The organism is Dyadobacter luteus (assembly GCF_003383615.1).
Classification (GTDB): domain Bacteria; phylum Bacteroidota; class Bacteroidia; order Cytophagales; family Spirosomataceae; genus Dyadobacter; species Dyadobacter luteus.
This window is the reverse complement of the sequence record NZ_QNUL01000009.1, coordinates 95,697-115,483: the sequence shown is the minus strand read 5'-3', so window position 1 is coordinate 115,483 and position 19,787 is coordinate 95,697. Positions and strand designations below refer to the sequence as shown.

The 19,787-nt window shown below is 44.7% G+C and carries 10 protein-coding genes; 9 read left to right on the top strand and 1 reads right to left on the bottom strand.

The window, feature by feature from the left end; genetic code table 11:
- Nucleotides 1–178: 178 nt before the first annotated feature.
- From DSL64_RS13480 to DSL64_RS13470, 3 genes are all read left to right on the top strand, one after another.
- Entirely contained in the window at nucleotides 179–3,466 is a 3,288-nt protein-coding gene (locus tag DSL64_RS13480; protein WP_115831429.1) for a SusC/RagA family TonB-linked outer membrane protein, read from the top strand.
- Between the two features lie 40 nt (nucleotides 3,467–3,506).
- Nucleotides 3,507–5,117, top strand: a complete 1,611-nt coding sequence (locus tag DSL64_RS13475) for a SusD/RagB family nutrient-binding outer membrane lipoprotein (RefSeq protein ID WP_229217076.1) — start codon at nucleotides 3,507–3,509, stop codon at nucleotides 5,115–5,117.
- Nucleotides 5,118–5,294: 177 nt separating this feature from the next.
- The gene (locus DSL64_RS13470) at nucleotides 5,295–6,383 is read left to right on the top strand and encodes a Gfo/Idh/MocA family protein (protein WP_115831427.1); all 1,089 of its coding nucleotides are present in this window, start codon (nucleotides 5,295–5,297) and stop codon (nucleotides 6,381–6,383) included.
- A 152-nt stretch (nucleotides 6,384–6,535) separates the two neighbouring features.
- Here the strand turns inward: DSL64_RS13470 and DSL64_RS13465 are convergent, their stop codons facing one another.
- Nucleotides 6,536–7,261 (bottom strand): NUDIX hydrolase, encoded by a 726-nt coding sequence (locus tag DSL64_RS13465; RefSeq protein WP_115831426.1) that lies wholly within the window; start codon nucleotides 7,259–7,261, stop codon nucleotides 6,536–6,538.
- A 172-nt stretch (nucleotides 7,262–7,433) separates the two neighbouring features.
- On the opposite strand from DSL64_RS13465, the gene DSL64_RS13460 reads away from it, so the two are divergent.
- The 6 genes from DSL64_RS13460 to DSL64_RS13435 all read left to right on the top strand — a co-directional run bounded on the left by DSL64_RS13460 (nucleotide 7,434) and on the right by DSL64_RS13435 (nucleotide 19,786).
- Nucleotides 7,434–10,871 carry a ThuA domain-containing protein gene (locus DSL64_RS13460; protein WP_115831425.1) on the top strand — a complete coding sequence of 1,146 codons (3,438 nt, stop codon included), beginning with the start codon at nucleotides 7,434–7,436 and terminating at the stop codon, nucleotides 10,869–10,871.
- A gap of 327 nt (nucleotides 10,872–11,198) precedes the next feature.
- On the top strand, nucleotides 11,199–12,851 hold the full coding sequence (locus DSL64_RS13455) for a glycoside hydrolase family 28 protein (RefSeq protein WP_115831424.1): 1,653 nt from the start codon (nucleotides 11,199–11,201) through the stop codon (nucleotides 12,849–12,851).
- A gap of 62 nt (nucleotides 12,852–12,913) precedes the next feature.
- Entirely contained in the window at nucleotides 12,914–14,536 is a 1,623-nt protein-coding gene (locus DSL64_RS13450) for a glycoside hydrolase family 43 protein (RefSeq protein WP_229217084.1), read from the top strand.
- A 288-nt stretch (nucleotides 14,537–14,824) separates the two neighbouring features.
- A complete protein-coding gene (locus DSL64_RS13445) occupies nucleotides 14,825–15,436 on the top strand; it encodes a TetR/AcrR family transcriptional regulator (protein ID WP_115831422.1) in 612 nt (203 codons plus the stop codon).
- A gap of 73 nt (nucleotides 15,437–15,509) precedes the next feature.
- Complete coding sequence (locus tag DSL64_RS13440; protein ID WP_115831421.1) at nucleotides 15,510–16,541, top strand: efflux RND transporter periplasmic adaptor subunit; 1,032 nt, start codon at nucleotides 15,510–15,512, stop codon at nucleotides 16,539–16,541.
- A 116-nt stretch (nucleotides 16,542–16,657) separates the two neighbouring features.
- A complete protein-coding gene (locus DSL64_RS13435; protein WP_199539389.1) occupies nucleotides 16,658–19,786 on the top strand; it encodes an efflux RND transporter permease subunit in 3,129 nt (1,042 codons plus the stop codon).
- Nucleotide 19,787: the final 1 nt, after the last annotated feature.

Genomic DNA, 19,787 nt, shown 5'->3' with positions numbered 1-19,787 from the left:
GGGCGGCACAGTGGTTTTTAACTGTTTGATAATGTCAGATTCATGCTCACGAAACATGCAGTTCTTAATTTTGGATAAGAAAGAGTGGTATTCTTATTGTGTTGTAAATCAAATATTTATTTCTTTTCGGGGCAAGCAAGCTCCACCTACCGGCATTTCAAAACAGTAATTATTTAATATGAAAACAATTTCTATTGTAAACGATTGCCCGAAAAGGGCAATACAGATTTGTTGTGTCCTTTTTGTTGTGATCTTATGTAGCGTAATGCCGTTGTACGCACAGACTTTACAGGTAAAGGGACGTGTTGTTCAGGCATCCGATAAGCAAAGTGTACCCGGCGTAAGTATCCTTGTGAAGGGAACCAATGTAGGAACGCTGTCCGATGCGGATGGTAGATATGAGCTGGGCGTACCGGCTGGCGGGGTGCTTGTTTTTTCTTCTGTAGGTTTTAGCACACAGGAAATTGCTCCCGGAAGCCGCACAGAATTAAATGTCGAGTTTTCAGAAGATTCAAAGGCTCTTAGTGAAGTGGTTGTGACTGCTTTAGGGATTAAAAAGGAGTCGCGTACTGTGGGATATACCACTCAGGATGTGGCAGGAAGCGAATTGGTAAAAGCAAGGGAGTCCAACCCGATCAACTCACTTACAGGTAAAATCGCAGGACTCACTGTGGGGATTTCTTCTGAAATGCTTGCCAGACCTCAGTTGGTTTTAAGAGGAAATACCGATGTGCTTTTCGTTGTGGATGGCGTTCCGATCAATTCGGATACATGGAATATTTCTCCGGACGACATTGAAACTTACACAGTTTTGAAAGGGCCGAATGCTGCCGCTCTTTACGGCTTCAGAGGACAGAACGGAGCCATACTGATCACTACCAAAAAAGGCAGCAAGGATAAAAGAGGTTTCTCTATCGAGTTGAATTCCAGTACGATGCTCGACAAGGGATTTGTGGCATTGCCCCAGGTTCAGAATGAATACGGTGCAGGATCCAACTACAAATATAAATTCGGAGACGGTCCTTACGATGAAGGCGGTACCGACCGCCGCCCCAATGTTTGGGGGCCAAGATTCGAAGGGCAGGGAGTGGCGCAGTACGACAGTCCGATCGGTGCAGATGGCAAGCGTACCCTCACTCCATGGATTGCGCGGGGTGCGAACAATTTCCAGAACTTTATGCAGACAGGCGTGCTGACCAACAACAACATCGCCATTTCTTCATCCGGAGAAAAGTCTGATATGCGCATGTCACTTTCGCATACTTTTCAGAAAGGCACATCTCCGAACACACAATTGCAATCCGTGAATTTCAACCTGTCGGCGGGTTATGATTTTTCATCGAAAATCCGTCTGGAAGGTAATATCAATTTCAACCGTCAGTTTACCCCCAATTTCCCAGATGTGTCCTACGGACCTAACAGCTATACCTACATGTTTATGGTGTATGGTTCTGCACATTGGGACCAGGCAGATATGCGTGATTATTACAAAACGCCTGGTAAACCGGGAGTTCAGCAGTATTTTCAGGAATACGGGCGCAACAACAACCCTTACTTTATGGCACATGAGTGGCTGCGCGGACATTACAAAAATGATGTATACGGCTTTGCAAAACTGAATTATAAAGTCAACGATTTTATCTCCCTGAGCGCAAGAACGCAGATCACGACCTGGAACCTGCTCAGAACCGAGAAACTGCCCACGTCGATGATTATTTACGGAAGAGATTTGAAGCAAGGGGATTATCGTGAAGACCGCCGGAATTTATTTGAGAACAATACCGATGTTTTAGCCACGCTCAACAAAAATATTACTCCCGACATCAATGTCTCAGCTGTTGTGGGTGGTAATATTCGTAGTTTCAACTACAACTCTTCTTATGCAAGTACCGATTATCTGATCGTTCCGGGCGTATACAACCTGAGCAATTCAAAGAATCCTAAGCTGGCCTACAATTTCCAGTCGGATATGTCGGTGCTGAGTGCTTATTACAGTGCGGATTTCTCCTATAAAAATCTGTTAACACTTTCTACAACAGGCCGCGTAGATAAGCTCTCAACGCTGCCAAAAGGAAATAAATCTTACTTCTATCCGTCAGTATCTGCCAGTACGGTAGTATCTGATTACATCAACATGCCCCAGGTGATTTCGTTTGCGAAACTGCGCGCATCTTATGCCAATGTGAAGGGCGGACTAACGAATTCAACGATAGGAGCGGCGTATCTTCCATCAGGACAGGCGCGACCACTGGAATATGGATCTGAGTATTATACTTCCTACGACGGTCCGAGTTATGCCAATCAAAATACGTATACGATCAAAAACCTGTATAATAACACACCGTCAGCGGATTACACAGGAAATCTGGCCAACAGCAGTTTGCACGCTTATTCGGTTGAATCTTACGAGGCAGGTATTGATATGAAATTTTTGCGTAACAGGTTGAGTCTGGACGTGACTTATTTCCAGAACGATAACGGTCCCCGTATTTTCCAATTGGGTGTAGATCCTGCCACAGGACATACATCAAGGAATATCAATGGTTTGGTGACAAGAAAAAAGGGGCTTGAAATTTCATTGAGTGGAACACCAATCAAGACTGCGAATGGACTCAACTGGACTGTAATGGCCAACTATTCTTCTTATCAGGAGCGTATCAAGGAGATTTACGAAGGAGCCAACCAGATACTTTTGAAAGATCATTATTACCAGATCGGCGACAGACTTGATGAGATTTACGCTTATCAGCTGGTAAGAGACCGTGAGGGAAATGTGATTCACAATAGCGGAGGATTGCCACTTACATCGCCTACAGGTACTACCTATAAGCAGTTTGCAGGTCATTCCAACAGCAAGTTTGTTTGGGGCATCAATAACAGGTTTTCTTACAAAGCGTTGAGTCTGAGTTTTCAGTTTGACGGACGTGTCGGCGGAAAAATTCTGGACGAAGTCTGGAAAGATGGCTACCAGTCGGGCCGTGGTGCAGATTTGACCAAAGGTGCATTCGGCGAGGCGAGAATGAAGGAGTGGGAAGGTGTGAAAACAAGCAATGTACTTACGGGTGCATATGTAGGCCAGGGTGTGATGCTCACAGGTGGAAGTCCTGCTTTCGGCGAGAACGGGCAGATCACCAACTATGACGAGCTGGAATTTGCACCCAATACCAAAGCGGTACGTGTACAATCCTATGCGTTGGAATTGTACAATCTTTCGACTCCATTCTACATCAGCCGGTCGTATCTGAAACTGCGTGAGGTGGTGATTGGCTATTCAATTCCAGCCAGAATATTGGGTAACTCTTTTGTGAAAGGTGCTTCAGTGTCGCTGATCGGACGTAACCTGTTGTACTTCGCTGCACGCAAGGACATCGACCTGGATCAATATCCATCTGCTGATATTGTAAATCCTCCGCTGCAGTCGCCTTCGACACGCAAATTCGGTATCAACCTTAATGTAACATTCTAAGTAGTGATTCGAGTGAATCAGAAAATTTAACCGATTGAAAATGATGTTCAGAAAATATAAAATAGCTGCGGTTTTACTTTCAGGCCTGTGTCTGGGAAGTTGCCAGAACTTTGATAGTCTCGAAGTAAACCCCAATGTAGCGGGTGAAGATAAGCCTGTTCCTTCGGATTATCTGCTGGGGCGTATTTCCTATGAAATTTACAACGGCGGAGGTGTTACAGACGGTATTTCAGGGAATGTATTCGAAGGACCGTGGGGGCAGATCATGCGCTGGAATCAGTATACAGTTTCCAATGATTCTTATTACGGAGGGCAAAATACCTACAACTGGACCAATACGGCCTCCACTTACGCAATTTTGAAAAACGTGATAAAAATGGAGGAGCAGGCTCAGAAAACATTGGGACAAGAGAAGAATGCTTATGCTGCTCTGGGTAAATTTTTCAGGGCTTATCTGTTTGTATGGTATACCCAACGAGTTGGAGATATTCCCATGACAGAAGCCGGACTGGGTCTTGATAATCTTACGCCTGTCTTCAATACGCAAAAGGAGGTATACGCTCAGTCGCTTAAATGGCTCGACGAGGCAAATACTGAACTGGCAATATTGATTCCACAAAGAGGTATATCCACTGCGGCTGCCATTTCCGGGGACATTTATTTCAACAATGATCTTACCAAATGGCAGAAGGTAGTGAATGCCTTTAAGATGCGCGTTCTGATAAGTCTGAGCAAGCGTGCCACAGATAATGCTGATCTGGCAGTGAAGGAAAAATTTGCTGAAATGCTTTCCAATCCGGCAAAATATCCACTAATGTCTGGTAATGAGGATAATATGTCTTTCAGGTTTAATGCCAACTACAACCAGTATCCGCTCGGACCGGCGAGCTACTATAACAACAGAACGAATATCGGGGCTCCGTATATGGATCTGCTCACTAAATTCAAAGATCCGCGTGTATTCGTAGTGGCTACACCAGCCCCGGCCTTGCTTACGGCGGGAAAAACGGTTGCAGATTTTTCAGTATATAAAGGCTCCAATCCTGCGCAGGTATTGCCCGACTTATCAGCGGCTTCTACGGCAGGTGCATATTCCTTTATCAGTTATGCCCGTTATTACAAGGATTTTGTAGGGCCCGAAGCTTATACTATTGTAGGCTATCCGGAGTTGTGTCTGAATATTGCAGAGGGTATCAACCGGGGGTGGGCGCAGGGAAGTGCTGCTCTTTATTATACCAAAGGAATCACTGCTTCTCTTAAAAACTATGGAGTAGAAGGACAAACCACTGTGACGGTTGGAGACGTGGCCGGGGTTACATTGGGAACGGTGGATGTGAACGTGGCCGGTTTTCTGGCGCAACCCGAGGTGGCCTATAAAGGCAACAATGCTGACGGACTTAAACAGATTCTTGAACAGAAGTACATTGCATTTTTTCAGAATTCAGGTTGGGAGGCATTTTACAATCAGCGCCGCACGGGAGTTCCTGCTCTTTTGGAAGGAACAGGCACTAATGCCACTGGTAAAATCCCCCGCAGGTGGTTGTATCCTGCTGATCAGAAAAACTTCAACAGTGAAAATGCTGCGAAGGCAATCCAGAGCCAATATGCTGGTCAGGACAATTTGTATGCGGATATGTGGCTGGTAAAGTAAGCCAGCATAACTAAGGAAACAGGAAACGGGGTGGGCTTCGTATTTGGAAGCTCATCCCGTTTTGCGTGGAAAATCAGTTTTTTGCCAAATTTGAATGCATTTTGAGTAAACGTATTGCAGTTTTTGGTTTACTTAGTAACACAAAGCGAATTGTGTTTCAACCTAAAAACTGATAAAATGCTTATAGAAAGGCGTGATTTTCTCTCGACATTAACTCTGGCTGGCGCAGCGAGCCTGCTTCCTGGCACAAATCTGCTTGCGTCCATGATTCCCAAAAAAGAAAAACTGGGTATTGCGCTGGTGGGACTCGGCTATTACAGTACTGATCTGCTTGCACCGGCTCTTCAACTGACTGAGAAATGTTATCTGGCTGGAATTGTGACCGGAACACCATCCAAAGCACAGGCGTGGAAAGAGAAGTATCAGATTCCGGATAAGAATATCTACAATTACCAGAATTTTGATCAGATCAAAAATAATCCTGACATAGATATAGTGTATGTGGTGCTGCCACCATCTATGCACAGGGAGTTTGTGGTGAGAGCAGCAAAGGCAGGGAAACATGTTTTTTGTGAAAAACCAATGGCTCCGACTGTAGCGGATTGTCAGGCGATGATTGAAGCCTGTAAAGCCAATAAAGTAAAACTGGCCATCGGTTACCGCTGCCAGCACGACCCGAATATCCAGGCCGTTATGCAGGTTGCAAAAGACAAGCGTTTTGGCCCTGTCAAAATGATCACCAGCGCTGCGGGCTATTTTGATGCAAGAACCACCCACTGGAAACAAAATAAAAAACTGGGTGGCGGTGTGATGGGCGACATGGGCGTGTATGCTTTGCAGGGGGCAAGGCTTGCTACAGGTGAAGAGCCCATCAGTGTAATAGCTCAGGCGTCAACAACACGTCCGGATATATACAAGGAAGTGGAAGAGACAATGATGTTTATGCTGGAATTTCCGAGTGGGGCAAGGGCTACCTGTCAGACAAGTTTTGGAATTAACATGAATTACCTGCAGGTCAACTATGAAAAGGGCTGGCTAAAACTGGAGCCGCAGTCATCGTACTCGGGCAATAAGGGAAGTATGTCAGATGGGACGATTATAAACTTTCCACTCAAAAGTCAGCAGGCTAAACAGATGGACGAGGATTGCGCAGCGATTATCAATAACACAGATTTAATAGCGCCTGGTGAAGAGGGACTTCGGGATATCAAAGTGGTCGAGGCGATCTACAAGTCAGTTGCTACTGGTAAAAGTGTAAAGATCTAACTTGATTAATAGTCTTAGCGACAGCACGATTTTCCAAAAATGCTGTCGCTGCGGCTTTATCATTGGTTGAAATTTTTGATGGGATCAGTGCTGTTACACAGTTTAGGAATGATCATTTAACTTTCCATTCTTAATTGCTCATTCTTAATTCTTCATTGCGCCCATCGGTACAAATAAGGAGCCTTATTCGCCTTGCCGGTAAACTTCTTCTCTAAGCGTTCCAGTACATTCAAGTCCAGGATTTTCTTCTGGAAATTGCTGCGTAAAAGTGTCTTGTTTAGCACCACTTCGTAAATCTGCTGCACCTCATTCATTGTAAATGTTTCAGGAAGCAGATTAAAAGCAATCAGTTTTTGATCCAGGTTTTGCTGCAAACTCACCAGCGCTGCTGCTACAATCTGGTTATGGTCCATAATCATCGGGGGCAGATTCTGGATGTCGTACCATTCTACGGACGCGTCGGCTTCCATTTTCACCGGGATCACTTTCGTAATGTCTACAAGTGCATAATAGCCGATAGATACAAACCTTTTGGTGATCCATTCCAGCTCTTTTCGGTTAAAATGTTCAGCGACAAAGGCCTCTCCATTTAGCTCGGTAAGCCTGTCCCAAAAGCTCAGGTTACTTCTGTCTGTCTCTCCGAAAACCCTGAACTGCTCCAGATAAATGTCCTTGATGCCCGTGCGTTCTTCAAGGATGCGCCTGGCTGCCTGGTCTATACTCTCGTCCTGACGTACAAAGCCGCCCGGTAGTGACCAGAAGTCGCCTTTGAAAATCAGCTTAGGGGATAATACTTTCAATTGGTTCTGACTGAATCCGAAAATGACACAGTCTATCGATAGTTGTGGGATGTGATCGCTCGCGCGCAATGATATCATGGGTTAGGAATTAATGAACGGGCAATTTACTATAAAAACAGCTTTTTTGACACTGTATTTAAATTGTAATATGTAAATATATAAATGAAAAAAAATTATTGTATATAATTTATACAATAATGATCAGATCGTTTAACTTTGCTTTTGAATATCAAATCAATCTTATAAAACCATGAAATTTTACAGAATAGCAGGGCTGCTGACCAGTTTGTGCCTGATGATGCTCACTGGCTTTGCTCAGAGTCCGAAATACAATCTGCTGGTTTTCTCCAAGACAGCAGCTTTCAGGCATGAGTCCATTGAGGCCGGAAAGAAAGCACTTTCCAAAATGGGTGATGAAAAAGGATTTACAGTAACATTCAGTGAAAATTCGGATCTGTTTACCGAAGCGAATCTGAAGAAATACAACGCCGTTGTGTTTCTGAACACAACAGGTGATATACTTAATAACGAACAGCAGATTGCTTTCGAGAGATATATACAAGCTGGTGGAGGTTACGTAGGTATTCACGCCGCTACAGATACAGAGTATGACTGGCCGTGGTACGGAATGCTTGCAGGGGCCTATTTCCTTTCTCATCCCAGTACACCGAGTAATGTACAGAAAGGGAAATTTACTGTTGCTATGAAGGATCACTGGGCTACGAAAGGTATGCCTGATCAGTTTGAGCGTACCGATGAATTTTACAGTTATAAGAACATTTCTCCCAAAATCAATGTGCTGCTTACCCTGGACGACAAAAGCTTCATAGGTGGTGCCAATCCTGATTTTCACCCGATCAGCTGGTTTCAGGACTTTGATGGCGGAAGATCCTTTTACACCGGCATGGGGCATACTGATGAAACTTTTGCCGAGCCCCTTTTCCTGAACCACCTATGGGCAGGGATACAGTATGCCGCGGGAGGAGAAAATCCTAAAGCACTGGATTTCAGCAAAGCGCGTCCTGAGGAGAACCGATTTTCCAAAGTAGTTTTGGCGGAGAAGCTTGACGAACCCATGGAGCTGAGCGTGCTGAATGATGGCAGAGTTTTGTTTATTCAGCGTAAAGGAGAAGTGAGGCTGTATAACAGTAAAACCAAAGAGCTCAAAACGATTGCGAATATTCCTGTAAGTGTGAAGTATGTAAGCAAAGAAGGTAAGGAATCAATGGGTGAGGATGGTTTGCTGGGATTGAGCAAGGATCCTGATTTCGCTAAAAATAACTGGATTTACCTTTATTATTCTGATCCTAAGGAATCGAAAAATGTACTGGCACGCTTTGAGCTGAAAGGCGATGAACTGTTGATGGATTCCAAAAAGGTAATGCTTGATATCCCGACACAGCGCGAAGAATGCTGCCATACCGGAGGATCCATTGCGTGGGATAAGGCAGGGAACCTGTATTTGTCTACAGGTGATAATACCAATCCGCACGGTTCGAATGGCTACAGCCCAAGCGACGAGCGCGAAGGACGCAGCGCCTGGGATGCTCAGAAATCTTCTTCGAATACCAATGATTTGCGTGGGAAAATTATCCGTATCAAACCGCAGACCGACGGAACCTACACCATTCCTGAGGGTAATTTGTTTCCAAAGGGAACTGCGCTGACAAGACCTGAAATTTACACAATGGGGCACCGCAATCCTTTCCGTATTTCGGTGGATCAGAAAACAGGCTATTTGTATTGGGGTGAAGTGGGACCGGATGCTGCCAAACCTGACTCTTCCCGCGGAGCTGCCGGTCATGATGAGGTGGGCCAGGCAAGAAAGGCGGGTAACTTTGGCTGGCCGCATTTTGTAGGCGACAATAAAGCCTATAACAAATATGATTTTGAGAAAGAGAAATCGGGTGAACGCTGGAAAGTGGATGCGCCGACCAATACTTCACCTAACAACACAGGACTGAAAACTTTGCCTGCAGCCCAGAAAGCATTTATATGGTATCCTTATGATGCTTCACCTGAGTTTCCACTTGTGGGTGCAGGCGGACGAAATGCTATGGCCGGACCTGTTTTTTATTCTGATGATTTTAAAAATGCAGCGCGCTCTTTTCCTAAGTATTATGATGGGAAATTCCTGAGTTATGACTGGATGAGAGGCTGGATCATGTCTGTTACGATGGACAAAGAAGGTAACTTCAAGTCAATGGAACGGTTCATGCCAAGTTATTCCTTTTCGAATCCGATGGATATGGAGTTTGCTGAAAATGGCGATTTGTATATGCTTGAATATGGTTCGGGATGGTTTACGGCTAACGATGATGCACGTCTGATCTATATTGAATATAATGGAGGTAACCGTAAACCTAAGCTAGAACTGGCGGCTAATAAACTGGGCGGTTCGGCTCCTTTCAATTTGAAATTGACCTCAAAAGGAACTCAGGATCCCGATGGCGATAACCTGTCTTATTCCTGGAAAATCAGCTCTAAGAATGGTTTCAATAAAGTAGTCAATACGCCGGATGCCAATTTGACACTAACCAAAATGGGTGTGTACAAAGCAACCTTGACTGTGAAAGATGGAAAAGGTGGTTCAGCTTTTCAGTCGGTTGATATTACAGTAGGCAATGAAGCTCCGGTATTGGATATTGAATTGTCAGAAAACAACAAAACGTTCTTTACACCGGGAAAAGATTTTAGTTATGAAGTGAAAGTGAGCGATAAGGAAGATGGAACCTTGGGTAAAGGAATTGATGCAGAAAGTGTAGCATTTAACATCGATTACCTCGCTGAAGGATATGACAAGGTTGCGATTGCTCAGGGACATCAAACGGCGGACGCAGGCGCACTTTTGGCGACGGGCAAAAAACTAATTGAGGCCAGCGACTGTAAAGCTTGTCACAGTGTAAGCACCAAATCGATAGGACCTTCCTACAAGGATATCGCCAAAAAATACAAAGGAGATCAGTCAGCCGTAGAAAGGCTTACCAAAAAAGTAATTGCCGGCGGTGGCGGCGTTTGGGGCGAAACGCCTATGGCAGCGCATCCGCAACTGTCGACTGCTGACGCTTCAGAAATGGTGAAGTACATCACGAGCCTTTCGAGCGAAAAGGCGGGTTCACTTCCTTTAAAAGGCAGCTATACAGCCAAACTTCCCGACGGAGATAAAGGCAAAGGTGTGTTTATCGTTCGCGCTGCTTACGAAGACAAAGGTGCGAAAGGATTGCCATCTTTGAAATCTGAAAAGACGGTGGTATTACACAATGCGAAAGTGGATGTTCATGCATTCGATGCCTATGAGAATGTAAACAAGATGTCGTTTGGAGGAAACAATCTGGCGATTCCATCACGCTCGGGCGCTTATATGGGTATGAAGCAAATGAATCTGAAGGGTGTCTCTGAGCTGTTGGTGCTGGCAACAGCTCCCAAGGCGCAACTGAATGCAAAAGGTGGCAAGGTCACGCTTCATTTGGATAGCCCTTCTGGTAAGATCATCGGAGAGTCTGAGTTTTTGGAAGCATCGGATAAAGCAGGTTTTACTCCGACACCACTTCGGATCAAAATTAAAACAGATGCGTCACTGGCAGAAAAGCCACATGATGTTTACGCAGTATTTACAAATCCTAATGAGCCATCGGGTAGTCTGATGGTGGTGATGGGAACCGAGTTTATATTGGGTACGGGAAAATAGGTCCGCACCTTTAAAGATCGAAAATAGCACCCCGAGTATATTTGTAAATAAGTTAAATGAGTTGAAGACCTGGCGGGCATTGCTTGTCAGGTCTTTTATTTGGCATCAGCCTACCGTCATTATTGTCGATTTTACAGTTATTTATTATTGTTTGTTAATCAGTGGGTTACAAAGTATGCGGCGTGATGTTTGGGTATGAATAAAAAAAGTAAAATTCTTCCGGCATTCCATCAGTAGAAAAATAGGGGCATGTGATTATTAGGGTTTATTTTAGTATTCATCCAAAAATTGGGCAGGTGAACAGCTTGTCCCGATGTGAAAAAGCCCATGTTTTACAAGAAATTAGGATTACAGATTGCCCTTGCCGCCTTTTGCGCATGGGATGCAAGTGCCCAGACTGCGGCTGCTTATAGCTGGAAAAATCTTCCCAAAATCCAACAACCCGTCTTCAAAAAAGATACTGTTCGTATTACCGCTTTTGGCGCAGTAGGCGATGGTCATACGCTGAATACCAAAGCGATCAACGAAGCGATCAGTACGATCAGCAAAAAGGGTGGTGGCGTTGTGCTTGTATCTCCTGGTTTGTGGATCACGGGACCTGTAGTACTTAAAAGCAATGTGAACCTGCATATTCAGGAGTCGGCTACGCTTCTGTTTACTACCGATAAAACGCAGTATGGACTTGTTGAAGGTTCGTATGAAGGAAAAAGTGCTGCCAGAAACGAGTCTCCGATTTCAGGGTTAAATCTTGAAAATATAGCTATAACAGGTAAAGGCGTTGTAGATGGTAACGGGGATGCGTGGAGGGCTGTTCACAAAAGTCAGCTGACTGAAAGCGAGTGGAAGGAAAAAGTGGCATCTGGCGGTGTGTTGAAAGATGATGGTAAAACCTGGTATCCAAGCGAGCAGTTCAAGCAAGCCAGTGTGCAGAATAAAAGTATGCTGCTTACACCCGGCACTACTCCGAAGGATTTTGCCCACATGAAGGATTTTCTGCGTCCGAACCTTGTCGTACTCAACAACTGTAAAAAAGTACTGCTTGAAGGCGTAACTTTTCAAAATTCAGGTGCTTGGTGTTTGCATCCTTTGATGTGTGAAGACCTGACAATGAGAAATGTGCGTGTTAAAAATCCTGATTATGCGCATAACGGAGATGGGATGGATATCGAATCCTGCAAAAACTTTTTGATAGAAGGTTGCGTGCTCGATGTTGGAGATGACGCAATCTGTATCAAATCAGGTAAAGATGAGGAAGGCAGAAAACGTGGCAAACCAACTGAGAATGGTGTGATCAGAAATAACATTATTTACAAAGGTCATGGTGCTTTTGTGATCGGCAGTGAAATGAGTGGTGGAGCAAGAAACATCTTCATTGAAAACTGTACGTTCATGGGAACCGATAAAGGGCTTCGTTTCAAATCGGTGAGAGGACGGGGCGGCCTGGTTGAAAACATCTATGCGAGAAATATTTTCATGCGCGATATCGTTCAGGAAGCTATATTTTTCGACATGTACTATTTTGTCAAATTCGCAACGGACGGGGTGCGCGATATGAGTCCGGTTGTCAATGAAGGTACACCCGTTTTTCGGAATATGCAATTTGAAAACATTGTTTGTAACGGAGCGCAGAAAGGGGTATTTATCAGAGGTTTACCTGAAATGCCTATCCGCAATATTACAATGAAAAACATGACTTTAAGTGCAGATAAAGGCATTGAACTTACTGATGCTGATCAGATCAGTTTTGATAATGTACAGCTGATCACAAAGCAAGTGAGCCCGATTATTTTCAGCGATAACAGTACCAATATTTCTTTAAGCGGAATCAAATACGATAGCAGCGATCTGCTGATTTCAGTTACAGGAGAGCGGAGCAAAAACCTGAAAATCGATAAAACGGATTTATCAAAATCAAAGAAAGTAGCTCAGTTTGAGAAGGGGGCAGAGGAAAAAAGTCTGACACTTGTAAAAGGAAAGTAACCCGTTTTTATCGCTATCATCGTATGAAACATATCGTTATGGCTGGCGCTTTTACTCTGGTGATGACCGGAGTATCTGCTCAGCAAACAGTGAGTAAAGTGCAGAATGCCGATGCACCTGTATCCAAAGTATGGGTGTCTGATTCAGGCAACGGAACATTCAAAAATCCTGTACTGAATGCCGATTATTCAGACCCGGATGCGTGCCGGGTAGGAGAGGATTTTTACATGATCGCGTCAAGCTTCGATGCCGTACCCGGACTTCCGATTTTGCATTCCAAAGACCTGGTGAACTGGAAGTTGATCGGTCATGCGCTGCATCGCCAGCCGCCCATTGCGCATTTTGAAAAAACACAGCATGGTAACGGCGTGTGGGCGCCGGCGATCCGCTACCACAACGGAGAATTCTATATCTACTATCCTGATCCCGATTTTGGTATATATCTTACAAAAGCCAAAAACGCAGCCGGGCCTTGGAGCGAGCCGGTATTGGTTGAGGCAGGATTGGGTTTGATTGATCCCTGCCCTTTGTGGGATGACAACGGCAAGGTGTATCTGGTACATGGCTGGGCCGGGAGCCGCGCTGGTATCAAAAGCGTGATAACTGTGAAAGAAATGAATGCAGCCGGAGACAAAGTTTTGGATCAGGGTGCGATTGTGTATGATGGCCATGAGCTGGATCCTACAGTAGAAGGGCCTAAGTTTTACAAGCGTAACGGTTACTATTACATTTTTGCACCGGCTGGCGGCGTTTCAACGGGTTGGCAACTTGTACTCAGATCTAAAAATGTGTGGGGCCCATACGAACGTAAGGTGGTGATGGACGAGGGTAAAAGCGGCATCAACGGGCCTCATCAAGGCGCATGGGTGGATACCAAGCCTGTGAACGGGAAATCGGAAGACTGGTTTTTACATTTCCAGGATAAGGATATGTACGGGCGTGTTGTACACCTGCAGCCTATGAAATGGGTAAACGACTGGCCGGTAATCGGAGCGGATGCGGACGGAGACGGAAAGGGCGAACCTGTGCTGGTGTACAAAAAACCGAATGTGGGTAAAACCTATCCGATTGCTACTCCGCCGGAATCGGATGAATTCAATTCTGTCGCTTTGGGTAAACAATGGCAGTGGCAGGCCAATCCGAAAGGTATCTGGTTGTCGACCAGCAATACAGGATCTCTCAGGCTCTATTCTCAGAAAATACCCGAAGGTGCTGCTAACCTATGGTCTGTACCGAATGTATTGATGCAGAAATTCCCGGCTGAAGAATTCACAGCTACTACCAAGCTATCGTTTAAGCCTAATGCTAAACTTGTTAACGAAAGGACTGGGCTTGTTGTGATGGGGCAGAGTTATGCAGGGCTGGTGCTGAAAAGTGAGAAGGATGGTATAGCGCTGGTGAGTGTTGTTTGCAAAAAAGCGATTAATGACAAGCTTGAGAAGGAGACCACACTGGGGAAATTCAAATCAGGTGAAGATGTCTATTTAAGAGTAAAAATCGAAAAGAAAGGTTTGGCCCGTTTTAGTTACAGTCGCGACGGAAAACAATTTGAACAGGTAGGAGAAGCATTTCAGACTGAACCCGGAAAGTGGATCGGAGCGAAGGTAGGGATATTCTGTACCCGTGATACGCAGATAAATGATTCAGGTTACGCTGATTTTGACTGGTTCCGAATCGAGCCCTGATCACTTATTTTAACAGGCGAAGTGACGTCGGCTGGTGGTTTGCAATACGCAAGCGGCCAGCCGATTTTTTTGTTTCTGTTTGGTGAGATTGCAACAATATCCTGTAGACTGTGAAGTGTTTTTAGTCGGATTTGAATAGCTGTGTCAACGAAAATTGAATAGTATATACGTTGTTTTGTTTATTTTCAATATAAATATTCAATGAAACGGGCTGTTTTTTTGTGATTTAATTTGGTGCGGAAAATTTAAGACTCTACTTTTGGACTATAAATCATTTTTAGTCTAAAAATGAAAGTCAAAAGTGAAATACTAAGGTGTAAAATTTTGTCGGCTGCGGACTGCCTTTTTCAGAAATACGGTCTGAACAAGACTACTATGGAAGACATCGCAAGAGAGGCGGGTAAAGGAAAAAGCACCTTGTATTATTATTTCAAAAGTAAGGAAGAGATTTTTGATGCCATTATTCAGGACGAAAAAAACAAATTTTTTGACCAGGCCCAGAAGCTGATTGCTGCTGCTCCTTCGGCTCGCCAGAAAATGGAAGAATTTTGTAAGTCCCGGCTCCTGCGTATCAAAGAGGTAACCAATCTGTATGAGGTAATGATCAATGAAGTGCGTGAGATGCTTGGAAACGGTCAAATGACGGACCCGACACTCAAATACCGGACAGAGCACAATGAGAAGGAAATCAGGATTTTGAAGGGTATTCTACAATATGGTGTTGCCACAAAGGAGTTTAGGTTTTTTACTGAAAAGGAGCTGGATATCATGGCCTTTGTATTGATGAGTGCCAATCATGGCCTCGAACTTGACCTGATTTTATACAACCGTGTTGATGACGTAGATGGCAAGGTAAATTTTCTCAATGAGATGATGATGATAGGTATCATGCGGCAGTGAAGATATTTTTTTGCCCGTTAGTCGACTAAAAAACAATTTTATTCTATAATTCTAATTATTAACACATCTGAAAATGAATATTACCTTGAAAAGATCTGCTCTTCCGCTACTGGTAGGAGGGGTATTGATCGCCTGCGGACAAAAACAGGAAGAAAAGCCAAAAGACACTTCACCCGTTAAGGTGACAGTACAGCAAATCAATTCTGGGAGCGAAGCTGAGCAACTCAGATATTCCGGTACGATTGAAGCTGAAAATCAGGTTCAATTGGGTTTTGCAGTACCTGGTACGGTCGCATCCGTATTGGTTAACGAAGGGCAAATGGTTTCTGCCGGACAGTTGCTTGCCGTTCTTGATCCTACAGAATATGACAATGCGCTTTTGATTGCGTCTGCCGGTCTGGAACAGGCAGAAGATATGTATACCCGTCTGAACGGTTTGTATGAAAAAGGAAGTTTGCCTGCCAAAGATTTTATAGATATCAAATCCAAACTTGCACAGGCAAAGGCCAACCGTAACCTTTCTCTGAAGCGTGTGAAGGATACAAAATTGTACGCCTCTATGTCGGGTATCATTACTTCGAAAAACATTGAGAAAGGTGCTATGGCAGCACCGGGCGCTCCTGCTTTCACCATTATCAATACATCCAAAGTATACGCAAGGGTATCGGTACCTGAAAGTGAAATCGGAAAGATTTCAAAAGGACAGACTGCCAACGTCTCGATCGCTACGATTGGTCAGCAACTGACAGGAAAGATCGCCATTATCAATCCAATGGCCGATGCTGCTACTAAATCTTACAGCGTAAAAATACAGCTTCTTAACGGACAAGGGAAGATACTTCCAGGCATGATAGCCGATGCCGAGATTGCAACAGGTCAGAGTGTGGATGCGATTACTGTACCTACCAAGGCTGTGATTCGCGATGCCGACGACATTACATATGTATATGTGGCTAACGGCGATAACAAGGTAACACGTAAGCGCATCACAGCCAGTGGACTGAAAGGTGACGATGTAGTGATCAGCGATGGTCTGCAAAGTGGTGACCGTGTAGTGGTAACCGGTCAGACTAAACTGAAAGACGGAGCCACCGTTAGCCTGTAAGGGAGCGGAGTTTTTAAGTCAAAATTTACTTTATATCTACATGTAAATTGAAGGTTCACCCTATCATTTACAATAAAAGCTAACGGCCAATAGCTCACAGCTAATCGCTTTCAAACATGAAAAAACGTACATTAAACTTTATAGAAGCCGCTATGAAGTACAAGCAGGTTACGCTTGTTGTAACCACCTTGCTTGTATTACTTGGGGTGAATGCCTTGCTGAATATGCCCCGAAGCGAGGATCCGAAAATTGACATGCCGGTGGGGATGGTGATGGCATTTTATCCTGGAACCGATGAGGTGCAGATGGAGAAGCAGGTGACCAACAAAATTGAGCAGTACCTGTTTTCTTTCGAAGAGATCCGTAAAGAAAAAACCAAATCCGAAACCAAGGACGGACAGGTTTTTATCACTGTTGAATTGCATACCACTGTGAAAGACAGGAAGAAATTCTGGAGTTCTTTGCAGCATGGTTTGAATATGAACATGGCCGGGGTGCTTCCGAAGGGGGTTATCGGGCCTATCGTGAACAGTAACTTCGGTGATGTGGTTGCGCAGATGATCACTGTATCATCCCCTAAAAGAAGTTATGCGGAAATTGAAAAGTATCTGGATAATCTGGAAGATGGATTAAAAACAATTCCTACCGTTTCCAAGATCAACCGCTCGGGAGGTCAGAAACAGCAGATTTATGTGACGGTCGACGATCTGAAGATGCGCCAGTACGGTTTTGATATATCTGCTATTGTAGGAGCGCTTCAAACCCAGAATGTGACAGGATATACAGGTGAGCTCACGGTTGCCAATAACAACGTACCTGTGTTTGCAAGTACCCGCTATAATACTGAAGCTGACGTCGCCAATCAGATCATCTATACCAATCCGAATGGTACGGTGGTGCGACTGAAAGATGTCGCTAACATTGAAAGACGTTACGAAGAAACGTCCTCGTATATCCGTGTGGGTGAGGATAAAGTGATGATGCTTACTGTGGAAATGCAGCCCGGTAATAATATTGTAAAGTTCGGTCAGGAAGTGGAAGCCAAAATGGCTCAATTACAAAGTACCTTCCCCGACGATGTGAAAGTAGAAGCGATCGTGAACCAGCCGGAAGTGGTGGGTAAAAGTATCAGTCACTTTATGGTTGAGTTTGGTATTGCCATTGCTACAGTACTGGTTGTGATCATGCTGCTGATGCCATTCCGTATTGCAGCCATTGCTTCTCTTGCAGCGCCTATATCGATTGCGATCACGTTTGGTATTATCAACATTATCGGAATTGAGCTGCATCAGGTAACGCTGGTGGCTTTGATTATTGTGATGGGGATGGTGGTAGATAACGCGATTGTGGTTGTAGATAATTACATTGAAAAACTCGATGAGGGAATTACGCCATGGACCGCCGCCTGGCAGGCAGCAACCCAGCTTTCGTTACCTATTTTCACGGCGACGCTGGCAATTATTTTCGCTTTTGCCCCGCTTGCCTTCTTTATGAATGGTATTGCCAAAGACTTCATCGCGGCTTTGCCCGTAACGGTTGCTGTGGCTCTTACAGCATCGATGGCCGTAGCACTTTTGGTAACTCCGTATACGTGTTATCTGTTCATTAAGAATGGTTTGAAACATAAAGTATCTGACCGTCCACCGAAACTGACTATTCTCGACAGACTACAGAACGGCTTTAACAAAGTGGTTGAGCTTTGTTTCCGCAATCCGAAATCTACCATTGCGGTTGCTATTGTATCTGTGGTAATGGCATTGGTGGTAGCAGGCAACGTAGATCAGGAATTCTTCCCGACTGCCGAAAGAAATCAGTTCAACATGGAGGTATGGTTGCCGACAGGAACTTCACTGCCGGTTACTGAGGAAGCTGTGAAGAAACTGGAGAAAATGTTGAAGGAAGACAAACGTGTGGTGAGTGTAGCCAGTTTTGTCGGAGGAAGTTCTCCCCGTTTCCATATTACCTATGCACCGGAAGTACCTAGAAGAAATTTTGCCCAGATTTTCATTACAACGGTCGATGACGACGCAACCAATGAGATGGCAAAAGAATATCTCAAAAAACTGGACGGGTTTTTGCCGGATGGAGAGATAAAAGTAAGGCAGCTGAGTATGCAGGCAACTTCCCCGATTGAAGTACGCGTCATTGGTGAAAATATCCATGATCAGAAAAGAGTGGCTACTCAGGTGGAAGAGATTCTCAGAGGGGAGCCGGGCGCCAACTTTATCCGCAATGATTATGATACCGATAACTTCGGTGTTACAGTAAATATCAAGGATGATGTTGCAAGTCGTCTGGGTGTATCCAAGCAAGCGATTACCCAAACATTGGGAGCCCAATTGAAAGGTTTCAGTGCTTCCACATTGTGGGAAGGAGATAAGCCGGTTGATATTTTCCTAAGACTGGACGCAAATAGCCGGAAAGATTTCAACGATCTTTCAGATCTGTACATCAGTACGCAATTTGGTGGTAAAGTGCCATTGAAAGAAGTTGCAGAACTCGTACCGGGGTGGCATACAGGAAAAATTGCACACAGAAACGGTCTTCGTACGCTCACTGTAACCTCTGAAGCTCAAAACGGAATCCGTGCTTCAAAAGTGCAGGCCAATATCGAACCAAAAATCGCCGCGCTTGATATTCCTGAGGGTATCCAGATCCAATACGGTGGAGAGATTGAAAACAGCGGAGAAAATCAACCCGGTATGGGTGCATCCTTGGGTGTGAGTTTGATCCTGATTTTCCTGACACTTTTGTTTCAGTTCAAGAATTTTAAGAAAACGCTTATTATCCTTGCAACTTTTCCATTGAGTTTATTGGGGGCATTCCTGGGGCTTTTTCTTACAGGCAATCCGATGGGGATGACCGCTTTCATGGGAATTATATCTCTGATTGGTATCGTAGTGCGGAATGGTATCATCCTGGTCGACTATGCGGATGAGCTGGTGAATGACCACGGTTACACGATCAAAGCAGCAGCGTTGGCAGCGGCGAAACGCCGTATGCGTCCGATATTCCTGACGTCCTCAGCAGCAGCGGTAGGTGTAATTCCAATGATTCTTGGCAAGTCTCCGATGTGGGGACCGCTGGCGAGTGTACTGGCATTCGGACTGATGGTGTCAATGGTACTTACACTATTTGTAGTTCCTGTACTGTACTTCCTGTTTGTAAAACCTGAGCCGGTAGAAGAGGAGCTTGTGCAGCCAGATGCCGACGATCATATTCAATACCGACCATCCCACGCATAAA